Source organism: Bacillus sanguinis (assembly GCF_018332475.1).
GTDB lineage: Bacteria > Bacillota > Bacilli > Bacillales > Bacillaceae_G > Bacillus_A > Bacillus_A sanguinis.
The window spans coordinates 1-12,594 of record NZ_BOQB01000253.1; the positions used below are offsets into that span (position 1 = coordinate 1).

Consider the following 12,594-nt stretch of genomic DNA (forward strand, 5'->3'; position numbering starts at 1 on the left):
TACTGAACAAACATTAAAGGAAGATTAATGTACAAAAAAATAAAATGATATAATTAAATCGTTTCTAATCTTTCTTTAATGTTTTGGAATTATAGTGATACATATAAATAAGGAAAAAAGGAGAATGTTAATGCGAGTTCTTATTGTCGAAGATGAACAAGACTTACAAAATATATTGGTAAAACGATTACATGCAGAACATTATAGTGTCGATGCATGTGGGGATGGCGAAGATGCCTTGGATTATATTAACATGGCTACCTATGATTTAATTGTGCTTGACATTATGATTCCCGGAATAGATGGTTTACAAGTATTACAAAGATTACGCGCGGATAATCATACAACTCCTGTCTTGCTTCTTACAGCTAAAGATACAATTGATGATCGCGTAACAGGACTCGACTTAGGTGCGGACGATTATTTAGTAAAGCCGTTTGCTTTTGATGAATTACTAGCAAGAATTCGAGTGTTAATGCGAAGAAAAACAGGGAATACATCTAATGTGTTTGAAATTGCGGACCTAGTGGTGGATTGCAATATGCATAAGGTAACAAGAGGAGACCAGGTTATCACTCTTTCCAGTAAAGAATTTGCTATTTTAGAATATATGATTCGTAATAAAGAAGTTGTGTTGACACGAGATAAAATAGAGCAACATGTGTGGAATTACGACTATGAAGGTGGCTCAAATATTATTGATGTTTACGTCCGCTATCTTCGTAAAAAAATTGATAGCCAGTTTGAAACGAAGTTAATTCATACAGTACGAGGAACTGGCTACGTATTGCGAGTAGAATCATGAAAAGACTATCAATAAAAATGAGAGTAACCCTGTGGTATACGGGGCTAATTGTAATTATTATGGCACTCGTTTTAGCTTTTATTTTAACTTCTTCAGATAAAGTTTTGCTTTTTAATATGAAAAATCAATTGAAGAGCACAGTAAAAGAAAGCACGGAAGATATCGAGTACAAGCATGGACAATTAAAGATGGATGATGATTTTGAAACCTTAGAAGATGGAGTAAATATCATCATTTATAATAAACAAGGTGAGCTGCTGGTAGGAAATAGTCCAACAAGCTTTAATAAAAAGATATCGCTTAAATCCGATGAAATACAAATCATTAAAGATGGTAATAAAGAATGGATCGTATATGATTTTCTCCATCATGCAGGCGGCGATGAGCAAGTCTGGGTTCGTGGAATAATGACTATGAGCCAATTATCATCAACGATGAATACACTTATCGTAGTAACACTCATCTCATTTCCATTACTTATTCTCATTGCCGCAGTGGGAGGATATTTTATTACGCAAAGAGCATTTCGACCTGTGCAACAAATGAGTGATTCAGCTAGTAAAATTGGTGATGGTAAAGACCTTTCGAAGAGGATTCATTTACAAGGTTCACCGAAAGACGAAATGTATCATTTAGCACAAACTTTTGACAAAATGTTTGAGCGATTAGAGACATCATTTGAAAGTGAAAAACAATTTACATCTGACGCATCTCATGAATTAAGAACACCAACATCTGTTATTATCTCGCAATGCGAATACGCTTTATCACAGAGAAATAATCCGAAAGAAATGGAAGAATCGTTAGAAGTAATTTTAAAGCAATCACGTAAAATGTCCGCGCTACTATCCCAACTCTTATTATTAGCAAGAGTTGACCAAGGAAACCATAGTACTTTTCAATTCGAATGTATCAATATGAGTGAATTAACGGAAATCGTTGTAGAAGAGCTTTCATTTATGGTTCAAGAAGCATCGATTGATATCACAACTCATATAGAAGAAGACCTGTTTATAAAAGCAGATCAAACATTGATGATGCGTTTATTAATGAATTTACTAACGAATGCGATTGCTTATAGCAAAACGAACGGCACTGTGCATATGCAACTGTTCCGTGATGAAACCAACATAATAGGTAAAGTCTCCGATAATGGCATAGGCATCAGCGAGCAACATATTACGAAAATATGGGACCGCTTCTATCGAGTTGACGCAGCACGAACATCTTCAAGCACGGGAAACACAGGTTTAGGTTTGTCGATGGTAAAATGGATTGTCGAACTACACGGAGGAGAAATTACGGTTGAAAGTAAATTAGGAGAAGGCAGTACTTTTACCTTTAAACTACCAATTGAAAAACGAGCATAATTTATGCGCATCTGTAACTTCCGAATAAAGATTGATTCAAAATCTCTCTTCAATCCTTATGTAGAAATAACTGAAACATTTTATACAGCATCGGATTTTATCATGTTGGACAACCTGCTCTGTTAAGTTGATATGCATATCGAAAAAGTATCGAAATAAAACCCCAGAAATCCAAAGGTCTCTGGGGTTTTATTATATATTTAGCTCTTTTTGCTTTTTGTTTTGTTTATGTCTATGCAGCAATTTTCGGCTTATGAGAGAAATCAGTAATAAGACTAGTATTAGTACGAAAAGTTGCATAAATGATAAATCAAAATATTTAGCACCTGTAACGATTAAAAGTGTAGAAATCGTACCTTTTACAATGAAAAAAATAATAATCCATAATCCGCCTTTTTTCCAGTTCATTTTTATATTACCGATACGATAAACTTAACTAAATCTATACAATTCAATCAAATTTACACAAGTTAGTGCTTCATCGTGTTCTCGCAGCCCCAAAGGGACGAGGGGTATAACACTCCACACGAGGCAGTATCGTTACCTCCTATTATCAAGCATTTATTTTACCCATCTTGATAAATTTATCGCAGCATTTACATCCCTATCGTGATGGCTATTGCATGAAGCACAACGCCACTCACGAATCTTTAAACTCCACTGTCCTTCTGGTTGAACTGAATGGTCGTATTTAACGCCGCAACATGAGCAAATCTTGCTTGAAGCGAACCATTTATCAGCTTTTACATACGCAATGCCATACTTCTCGCACTTGTATGATAAACATTGAAAGAAGAAGTGTAATTTTTGAAAGGAAAATGCTTTCGATAGTTTTTTGTTTTTTAACAGGTTTGAGATAGATAAGTCTTCCACAACAATCCTCATTGGTTTGGTTTTCACCAGTTTAGCTGTTGCTTGATGGATATGGTTATTTCGGATATTCATAATTTTCCTAGATAACCGCAGGTGCTCAGCTTTCGCTTTTTCATATCCGGCAGATTGAATTTTTACACCTTTTTTAAATCTCCTAGACATATCTCTTTGCGTTGACTTTTTCCTTTTCAAAAGTTTTTTAACCTTGGCATCTTTGTTTATATTTCGTTCTTTCATACCATTAGAAGCTACAAAAAGCTCTTTTAAACCAACATCCACACCAATCGACTCATTCGTTAGTTCTTGGGATTCAAAATCTTCTTGGAACCCTACACTCATCCACCAGTGACGACCATCAAAGGTAACTCTTGGATTGGATGGTTTTTTGTTTCTTGGTAGTTGTTGGCTTGTTTTCACTTCCCCAATGGACTGAATATGAACGACTTTCCTTCCTATAATCAGTCTTTCATAATTGGCATAAAATCCTTGGATTACATCTTTTTTGGATTTATAAGAAGTGTGATATCCATTTTTGTACTTTTTGAACGAATGTTTTCTCGCCGTATCAAAATCTTTTGAAGCCTGTTTAGGAACTTGTGCGTTGATGTCATTTAACCACTCATATCTCTTTCGCTTCTTGATCTTTGTAAATCGTTTCTGTAAAGCTAACTGTGAAACAGATTTTCCAAATAGCTTATAGTATCTATCACTCATTCTTTTACAATAGTTATAAGCAAATCTTGCAGCTCCAGCATGGTTTCTAAGCACTTTTTCTTGTTCAGGCGTTGGAATCAGTCTAACTTTCTTTGCCAATATCATCAGAAGCCTACTCCTTTACTGTGCAATTATTCGGGCACTCACCTTTCAGATACTGAAAGATTTGTTCTTCTGAATCGTAGCGTGTTCCACCAGCATTCTCGTAAGACTACTTGGATACAAACCTGTTAATTCCGATACTTGACTAACTCGTGAAAATTTCATTATTATTCTCACCTCATTGAATCTAACATAGCACATACGTTCGACAAGTTCAATGAAGTTTGATAGATTTAATTAAATGTATCTTGTTCAACTAAGGGCGCAATTCCTTAGCCAGTTCTCTTATGAACTTCTCATATTTTCACATGAGCGCAGACTATATGTTTATCTCTTTAGAGATAGAGGATTTTTCCACCACCATAGGCTTGTGGTGTACTCTCGTCAGTTATACGAGATAGTCGTTGAACGTTCATCTTATCCATTTTGACTTAGATGATTCGAGGCGGAAGACCCATTGTTCTAATGTTTAGGATTTAACCTTACACCATCTGATTGATTTTTTCTGCTTTCGCAACATTCACGCTCGCCATTTCTAGCCACGTTGTAGTTCAATCAGCTTTAGGGATTGCCCGCGGTTAACCCTCACTACTAGCCAATCACTTGACTAGCAGGGCTTACTGATATATTTAATTAACTTTCGTTATAATTGGTTAAATAAATCGTAACAGTTAGTTACCCTTTCCTACGTTTAAATTCTTAAAAAATTTAGTGATAGTTCTTGAATGTGACAGCTTAATAGAAATTTATTATATTAATAAAAAAAGTAAACTTTTTCACAAAATCCTGTCCAATTACATGCGACGATTCCATCATAAATGAAAATGATATTCAGTGTCAATTTTATTGACTATTTAAATACCTATCATCTCCATCTCTTTTCAATATGTTTCTTCTGGGTAATGAACTCTTGTCTTCAAACGAAAAACACCTCCATTGAATTTGCATACTTAGTATGCAAATTCAGGAGGTGTTTTTTTCATGTACCACTATTCGGGTTCACTTCAAATTTGCATGCGAATTCAAGAGGTGTTTTTTCATGTACATCAAGTAAGCTTTCTTACTTTGTTTATTCGTTTACTTTCTAAAATAGCTATTAGTACACAATAACTGGATCATACGTGTTCAAACTATCATACACAGTTTTTGCAACGTTAGGCAGAAGGTTTACACAACCACCTGATCCCCCTGTTACATAAGCATTATTTGCCCAATCTTTTCGCCAGCCGGCATCATGGAATCCTTGACCACTATTTGTGAATGGAACCCAGTAATCTACTTTCACTGCATAATCAGCTTTCCCTACTGCGCTACCTCTCAGCGTGTATGGAGTTCGTTTATATAAGACGTACCATACACCTGGTGATGTATCTTCACCCGTGCTATGTTTACCCGTTACTACATTTGTAGTGACAACCAATTTCCCATCTTTATAAATCCAAATTTGTTGATCTGCAATGGAAACTTCCGCATATGTATCCCCGATACCATTATTCGATGTTGTTTTATAACCGATCCCTTCCTTCTCCCAACCATTCCCGTGAATGTTAGAAGCAGAAAGTGATTTTTCGCCTTTCTCAAAGGCTTGTTGAACTTGTTTTGTTTCTTTTTCCACATCTAGCGCCCAGCCGTATCCTTGTCCCTTTACTGAAATAACCGAACCAGAATGTGTTTTAAAAGCGAAGTCTTTATGTAATGTAGATTTAGCCTTATTAATTTCAGCAACCCTATTCTTAATTTCGCTCGCATCGATCGTCACTTTCATATCCTTTGACATAGATGCATTTTGAATTAGATCTTTCGCTTTTAATGAATACACTTCATCCTGCACTTTATAATCAACAGACTGCTGCAGAATATTTTGTAATGCTTTTTCTTCTTTTTTAATAATCGGATCGTCTTCTTTAATAGGCTGTATGTATGCGGACTTTAGATGAATTTCACTTTTATGCTTTTGCTTGTCGTAATCTTTTAATAGATTCGTTATGTCATACTGTTTTCCATCAACGCTCTTCGCAATAACAATCTTTCCTTGTTCGAGCTTCGCCATAGCGTCTTGAGGCGCTTTTAATTTTTCATTCATAGAAACGAGCTTTTCTTCTACAAGTTTTTTCATCGTTTCATTACGATACTGATCCGCTTCTTTCGGTAACAATGAATAATCTTTTTCCTTTGCGGAAGGGAAAAATGTCCACTGACTTTTTAATAGTTTCTTAACTTGTGGCAAATCCTTTTCCGTTAGTTCCGTTTTTGTATCTTGCTCATCTAAAATTTGTTGTTGATCAATATAGACTTTATTTGCTAGTCCAGATGTTTTTAATTTCTGTATTGCCTGATCAGCGCTCAAACCACCGACCTTCGTATCATTAATCGTAACATTCGAATTAAAGTGAGTTGCTTGATAATAACTCATTCCCCCAATAAGAAGTGCAATTACACCGCCACCCGCAGCGATTAGCTTCCAATTTGTAAAACGTTTTTTTGATCTTACCCGTTTTTTCTCAACTTCTTCAACAGATTCATTTACTGTATTATTGTTCATCAATGTTTCCCCCGTATACATAAACGTCAATTGATTTTAAACCAAAACCATTGATTAGTGTACCTTATTTTTCCTGAAATTTCATTGGTTTTAACCAATTTTTATTCTATTTAATCGATTAAAGTTAGATTTTTTAATAGAAAGATATATAAAGATGGTACATATAGTGAAAAACGACCACACCAATCGAGCTATTACGTACCCCTCGCACTCGCCGAATTTTGAAAAACGATACTACTTAACTTGATAAAATAATTTTCGGATGGTTCAAATCAGAGGAAAGCACCTTAGGAAGTCTACTATCTATGAAAAATATCCACAAAAAAAGGACTATATATAGACTCTTTTTTGTGAATATTTTAATGCCTCATATTTTATAGATTTAAATGCAAACCATGCTCCCTGCTTTTCGCCACGCTTTACAACATTTACTATCGGCATAACTAATTTCACCTTATAATCTTTATCATCAACAATTTCAAAATTCTTTAAGCTATTATATATGTTTGTACCACGCTTTATTGATACGTTTAATCTTTACAGGTGTTGAATTTTTAGACTCATCCTTTGTTACAATCCTATTATTAGAACATCCTGCTATAGTGAGACAGCATGTAGCCAATAAAACTAATACTATTAACTTCTTCAAATAGCCACTCCTATATAAGAGAAATATTATATTAAGAAAATTAAACATAACATCGAATCTTTGTAAAAACAATATATTTCCTAGTATTATCATTCATTGGCGGATTAATGGATACCGTAAGATGCATTAATACGTGTAGAACTTCATGCTCATCAAATCAATCTACACTTTCCATTTTATCCGATTCTCAATATTTATTCCAATATCAAAAGATAACTATTTTTATTGAAAACTAAGTATCTCTCAAAATGCAAAATACGAACTGAATTCCTATAACCCCATATACGTTTATTCAGCTAACTTCTCCCCTGTAACGATTTGAAACAAAGTGGCTGCATGTTTCCCTTCTAAGTGAGCGTACCGATTATCCCCCGCCTTAATTTCCACTTTATCCTTATTCGTGCTTATCCAAATTTGATACAGCACAGCTTTCGCCTCTATTTTCGGATTTTTAAATTGAAAAACGAAATGATAATCAGCTGGACGAGACATTTCCACTTTTTTATTTTCAAAAGTAGTATCATTTAATATTTTCTTTACTTGCAACACTTCATTATTATCTGTCACTACATTAAGATCTTCATATTCATTATCACCAATATTTTTTTGCACTTCTATTCTTTGGTCTTCATTTTCTAGTACATTTGAACAGCCAGTTATTATGAATATACAGATACTGATAATAACTAGAGACCAATTTCTAAATTTCATATTAATACCCTCTTTTCAATACAAAATATTTCAATTTGTAAAATAAAGAGAAAGGAGTGTCTCGTTCCATGCAGTTACAAACATACACTTGGAAAAGTTATACGTTTCTCATTGTAAGTATATTCGTTACTTTTAATCTCTTTCTCTTCGCACCTATTTTAGACAGAGTTGGAGTTGACTATGTCTTGCCTTTCGCCTACTTCATATTAGGTTCCGCTTTTATAGCAATTATATTAGCGGTTATTTCTTTTTGTAGCCGAACTGAGAAGAAATTTTTAGCCATTATCGCTTTATGTTTTACTCTATTTAACACAGTGATCATTTTATTTTTCCTTTGGTTTGGTTACCATTTCACTTAAGTAAAATATAAATAAATCCCATAAGCCACAAATGAAATTAGTAAAATAGAAATGCCGAGAACCGTGTATATAATCCATTTTAAGTTTGAACTCATATACTCACCCTCTAACATTTCCATTATATAACAAAAAAAGCATTGGATACCCAATGCTCTTTTACACTTACGCAAATAAAGACGTATTCGCATATAACGCCGGTGAACCACCTGAATGTACGAATAAAATGTTGTCTTCTTTATTAAACGTACCTTTTTTTATTAAGTCGATTAGTCCCGCTACTGCTTTACCCGTATACACTGGATCCAGTAAAATACCTTCTGTTTTTGCTAACAGCTGTACGGCTTCCACCATTTCCGGTGTTGGTAAAGCGTAACCTGGTCCTACATATTCATCAAAGCATGTAACAGCTTCACGCGGGATAAAGTTCGGAATACCAACGTGAGCTGACGTTTCCTCTACAAGTTTTGCTACTTTCTCTTCTTGTTCGGCTTTTCCTCTACTTACGTTGATTCCAATTACAGGAATGTTACTTTGTGTTCCAGCAAAACCAGTAATTAAACCAGCATGCATACCAGCGCTGCCACTTACGCAAACAACTGAACTGAAATCAATTCCTTGATCAAATGATTGCGCCATAATTTCTTGCGCACAAGCAACGTATCCCATTGCACCAGTAGGATTCGATCCACCAACTGGTATTACATATGGTGTATTACCTTTTTCACTAACTTCTTTTGCTACTTTATGCATCTCTTCCATAAGATCTGCTCCGTTTGGTACAACAATTACATTTTCAGCACCTAGTAAATGATATAAGAAATAGTTTCCGTTAAAGTCTCGCTTCTCTTCTGGCTCAAGCCCTTCTTCTAATACAAGAATACATTTCATTTTTTCTTTTACCGCCGCTGCCAGTGTTAGACGGCAATGATTGGACTGAATGCCACCAGCTGTAATTAACGTATCCGCACCTTTTACCTGTGCATCCGCAACTAGAAACTCTAACTTTCTCGTCTTATTACCGCCTGCTGTTAAACCAAGTAAATCATCTCGTTTAAAATAAATAGTCGGCCCACCAAGTGCCTCAGAAAAATTGTTTAATTTTTCAATTGGTGTATATGACTCTGTATATTTTTTTCTCGGGAATTTAGCTAAATTCATTAATAACGCTCCTTTTGTACTTCTTTCACAATGTATGTAACGATACTATTATTACATGTAAAAATGATGAAGTCATCTTTCTGGGGTAAAAATGTATTGGAATTCGGTTTTGGTGAATGGAATTGTATTAAGGATTTTATCTTCAATACGGTACATGAAATTTATACCGACGATTTTTCAAATATATCGACTTACCGACAAAAAACAACAAAACAAAAAGAGCCCACCCTTTAAAAAGTAGGCCCTTACCAATCACTTATTTGCCGAAAAACGGAGTAACTGTGTTAATCCTGGTTCTAAATTCATTTCGCCTTTATGGCGTACGTATACGATTTTGTCCCCGTCAAATTTGGGCGGGTTTCCTGGATTATAAGTATGCCACTCGTCCGTTCCTTCTATAGAGTACTCCATGTATTCTGTTGCACCGACAATTACGTTTTTACTATCATCTGCCGTTACATTTGGTGCCATTTGTGCAATTTTCGAATCACTAATTAATAATTTCTTTATTTCCTTATCACGTTTGTAATCGTAAGCTGTCACCATTACATCGCTACCATATGCTTTCACTTGCAACCCTTGTTTAAATGAAGAGCCATCAGGAGCAGTCTTCTCTCCGCCATTTGGTCCAGCCGACATCCAGCCAGTTTCAATCCCGCCCGTATTTAAAACAGTAAATCCTTTTTTATCTCCGCCTGCAATTTTCTTTTTAGCAGCCCAATCTGGCAAGTTTAAATCCCAGTGTGTATGACTCGTGAAGAAAACAACTTGCGGATAGTCTTTTAATATATCGTACAACTTATCGACGTTTAAATAATCTTGTAAGTACGGCGATTGCCTTGATCCAGATACTGTATCAGGTAAAACGTGATGAGAGAAAATGAAAATTGGCTTATTTTTATCTTTTTGACTGTACTCTTCTAAATTTTGTTTTAACCAACCTAATTGCTCATCACTCATATATACTTCATCCCACATTTTTGAATCGTGGTATTTCATATATTTTTCAGTTCCTAAAAATAGAAGCGGATAACCGTCTAATTCCTTTTTATGATATACCTTTTCTTGTCCACTAAATTTCAGATAGCGGTTAAATAAAGTTTCCTCAGTTACACCATTTGGCCATGTACTTTGAGAGAGCTTCCCATCAGCTGTCCATTTACCAGCATAAAACTCATGATTCCCAACAGTTGACCATACATTCTCCGGATGCTTATTTTTGTTTAATACAAGCTTCACATCATCATATTGGGACTGTTGTCCAGTTGGCGTTATATCCCCATTCATAATAAGTGCTCTAGAAAGTGGCGTTACTTTATTCATATCTTTTAATACGTGATCAAAATCTCCTAAATCACCTTGAATGTCACTAATAACATTAAAAGTTGTAGCTGATTTTCGAACTTGCCCTTTCCCTTCCGCATGTGCTGAAAATGTCGGTAATAATGCCGCCATAACAGCTAATGAAGCAACTGTCTTTTTCATACAAATTCTCCCCCTAATAAATAATTGTACAAACTGACATATTCTGCTTTCTCTTAGGTGCTTGTCCAATTCACATTATAGGGGGCGATTGTAAAGGTTGATTGGGTAAAAAATTAAGTGTTTTTTAAGAGATTTTGTCTTTTCATTGTACTCCACAATTCGAGATTCGCGTCAATCTAGCTTTCTAGCCTTTAACATTACATACATGTAAATTTTGATGTTAAATCTTTTCGTTTCATACGTTGTTTTTTATTACTTCTAATTTTCGGGAACAATCCACTAATTAATAATGTTATAATCCATACCATTATTAGAATAAAATTTATTGTATTACCGGAATTCAAGCTGAAAACTCTCCACAAATAGGCAGTACAAAATACGAGGATAGTAGTAATAGTAAGTAAAAATGTCCTAACTATTAATCCGATGTAGGATCTCTTCTCTTGCTTAAAAATGAACGTTCTTCTACCTTTGTACAATCTAATCACAAATAGCAGCAAATATACACTAAGTATGGCTCCAATAACTATTGATATAATGGAATTACTTTTTCTCTGCTCAGCTAGAGAGAAGTAACTTTCAGGTAATTTTCCCGTTTCATATTCAATCCATGCGTGGTAAATATCCTGTCGTAAGTCTATACCACCTTCACCATTTGTAAGGATTACCAATCCATCCTTTGTATTAGGAATGAAACCATAAAAAGAATGCCAGCCTCGATTGTCACCAGAATGATAAAGTAATTTCGATTGATTAGATAGTTTTTTTTCAAATATACCTAAACCATTCTCCCCTAATACTGGCTTTTGCATTTCTTCAACACGTTCCCTTTTGATGACAACATTCCCTTTATTATTTGCATCCATGCTTGCAAGTATCAATGTCATCATATCGGTAACATTTGTCTTGAGGCCTGCAGCAGCCTGTTCGGTAAATTGGTAACTAGGGAGCTCCTCTCCAAAATATCCATATACTTTCGAAAGATTAGGATTTTCAGGACGTTGTAAGAATGAGCTTGATTTCATTCCTAAAGGATTCATAATTTGTTCTTCCATATAACGATTAAACGGTATTCCGGTAACCTCTTCAATTACAAGTTGTAAAATTGTATATCCGCCACCAGAGTAAATTGTTTCTGAACCTGGTTTATTGGTAACCTCCACTGGTTCATTAAGCCATCCTTTTCCAGACAGAGACTCCTGGATGGAATCAAGATGTTTCCCTGTTGCAACCCCAAGGTATCCTTTATGTGCAGACAGCCCTGCTGTATGACTTAATAATCTTCTGATCGTGACTTCATTATTATTAAACTCTGAATTAGGTAATTTCCATTTGGTCAGATATTTTCCAAAGGGATCATCTAGTGATAAACGACCTTCATCTACAAGATGCAAGATGCCCCACGCTGTAAGACTTTTAGATATGGAACCAGCCTGAAACAAAGTATCATCACTCACCGCTTTTTTTGCCTTTTTATCTACATAACCGTAGTTAAGTTTATAAGCAATACGCCCCTCATGTACGATCCCTATTGCAACCCCTGGTACCTCATAATTCTCCTGCCATTTTGGTACCTGTTCATCCAGCTTTTTTTTAAAGTTTTCTATACTCCTATCAGTCAATGTACCAGATTCTGCCCTCGCTACTTTCATAAACCACACTTCATTCGTAATTAACATACAAATAATTAAACATAAAATACCTTTGCATAATATCGATGCTTTTTGTCTATTCTTCATTTGCCCCACCCCTTTTTTTCAGAATATTCTATCCAAAAATCAGAATATCTCATTAACATATCTAGTTCTATCGATTTTTATTACTTA

10 protein-coding genes are annotated in these 12,594 nt (G+C 35.0%); 3 read left to right on the plus strand and 7 right to left on the minus strand.

All coding sequences use genetic code 11. From position 1 onward, the window contains the following. Nucleotides 1-130 precede the first annotated feature (130 nt). Together KI369_RS22890 and KI369_RS22895 are read left to right on the plus strand one after the other, a co-directional pair. Nucleotides 131-805 carry a response regulator transcription factor gene (locus KI369_RS22890; RefSeq protein ID WP_212957497.1) on the plus strand — a complete coding sequence of 225 codons (675 nt, stop codon included), beginning with the start codon at nt 131-133 and terminating at the stop codon, nt 803-805. Beyond that, complete coding sequence (locus KI369_RS22895; RefSeq protein WP_212957498.1) at nt 802-2,175, plus strand: sensor histidine kinase; 1,374 nt, start codon at nt 802-804, stop codon at nt 2,173-2,175. Before KI369_RS22890 ends, KI369_RS22895 begins: the two co-directional genes overlap by 4 nt. Before the next feature lie 192 nt (nt 2,176-2,367). Here the strand turns inward: KI369_RS22895 and KI369_RS22900 are convergent, their stop codons facing one another. The 4 genes from KI369_RS22900 to KI369_RS22915 form a co-directional block, all read right to left on the minus strand. Beyond that, nucleotides 2,368-2,583 (minus strand): hypothetical protein, encoded by a 216-nt coding sequence (locus KI369_RS22900; RefSeq protein ID WP_001104091.1) that lies wholly within the window; start codon nt 2,581-2,583, stop codon nt 2,368-2,370. 153 nt (nt 2,584-2,736) lie between these two features. Then, nucleotides 2,737-3,867 (minus strand): RNA-guided endonuclease InsQ/TnpB family protein, encoded by a 1,131-nt coding sequence (locus KI369_RS22905; RefSeq protein WP_212957499.1) that lies wholly within the window; start codon nt 3,865-3,867, stop codon nt 2,737-2,739. 1,093 nt (nt 3,868-4,960) lie between these two features. Further along, a complete protein-coding gene (locus KI369_RS22910; RefSeq protein ID WP_212957500.1) occupies nt 4,961-6,406 on the minus strand; it encodes a L,D-transpeptidase family protein in 1,446 nt (481 codons plus the stop codon). A 937-nt stretch (nt 6,407-7,343) separates the two neighbouring features. Continuing rightward, nucleotides 7,344-7,766 carry a YhfM domain-containing protein gene (locus KI369_RS22915; RefSeq protein WP_212957501.1) on the minus strand — a complete coding sequence of 141 codons (423 nt, stop codon included), beginning with the start codon at nt 7,764-7,766 and terminating at the stop codon, nt 7,344-7,346. A gap of 68 nt (nt 7,767-7,834) precedes the next feature. On the opposite strand from KI369_RS22915, the gene KI369_RS22920 reads away from it, so the two are divergent. Beyond that, nucleotides 7,835-8,125 (plus strand): hypothetical protein, encoded by a 291-nt coding sequence (locus KI369_RS22920; RefSeq protein WP_212957502.1) that lies wholly within the window; start codon nt 7,835-7,837, stop codon nt 8,123-8,125. Nucleotides 8,126-8,287: 162 nt separating this feature from the next. On the opposite strand, the gene cuyA is transcribed toward KI369_RS22920, so the two are convergent. The 3 genes from cuyA to KI369_RS22935 form a co-directional block, all read right to left on the minus strand. Continuing rightward, a complete protein-coding gene (cuyA, locus tag KI369_RS22925) occupies nt 8,288-9,283 on the minus strand; it encodes a D-cysteate sulfo-lyase (RefSeq protein WP_212957503.1) in 996 nt (331 codons plus the stop codon). Nucleotides 9,284-9,535: 252 nt separating this feature from the next. Then, nucleotides 9,536-10,768: a DUF4073 domain-containing protein gene (locus KI369_RS22930; protein WP_212957504.1), complete on the minus strand. Its 1,233-nt coding sequence runs from the start codon at nt 10,766-10,768 to the stop codon at nt 9,536-9,538. A gap of 197 nt (nt 10,769-10,965) precedes the next feature. Then, complete coding sequence (locus tag KI369_RS22935; protein ID WP_212957505.1) at nt 10,966-12,507, minus strand: serine hydrolase domain-containing protein; 1,542 nt, start codon at nt 12,505-12,507, stop codon at nt 10,966-10,968. Between the last annotated feature and the right edge of the window lie 87 nt (nt 12,508-12,594).

Bases quoted from the DNA above. Each gene is read 5' to 3' on its own strand.
- KI369_RS22895 (WP_212957498.1), top strand. From the start codon at position 802: ATGAAAAGACTATCAATAAAAATGAGAGTAACCCTGTGGTATACGGGG.
- KI369_RS22905 (WP_212957499.1), bottom strand. From the start codon at position 3,867: ATGATATTGGCAAAGAAAGTTAGACTGATTCCAACGCCTGAACAAGAA.
- KI369_RS22920 (WP_212957502.1), top strand. From the start codon at position 7,835: ATGCAGTTACAAACATACACTTGGAAAAGTTATACGTTTCTCATTGTA.
- KI369_RS22935 (WP_212957505.1), bottom strand. From the start codon at position 12,507: ATGAAGAATAGACAAAAAGCATCGATATTATGCAAAGGTATTTTATGT.
- KI369_RS22900 (WP_001104091.1), bottom strand. From the start codon at position 2,583: ATGAACTGGAAAAAAGGCGGATTATGGATTATTATTTTTTTCATTGTA.
- cuyA (WP_212957503.1), bottom strand. From the start codon at position 9,283: ATGAATTTAGCTAAATTCCCGAGAAAAAAATATACAGAGTCATATACA.
- KI369_RS22910 (WP_212957500.1), bottom strand. From the start codon at position 6,406: ATGAACAATAATACAGTAAATGAATCTGTTGAAGAAGTTGAGAAAAAA.
- KI369_RS22890 (WP_212957497.1), top strand. From the start codon at position 131: ATGCGAGTTCTTATTGTCGAAGATGAACAAGACTTACAAAATATATTG.
- KI369_RS22915 (WP_212957501.1), bottom strand. From the start codon at position 7,766: ATGAAATTTAGAAATTGGTCTCTAGTTATTATCAGTATCTGTATATTC.
- KI369_RS22930 (WP_212957504.1), bottom strand. From the start codon at position 10,768: ATGAAAAAGACAGTTGCTTCATTAGCTGTTATGGCGGCATTATTACCG.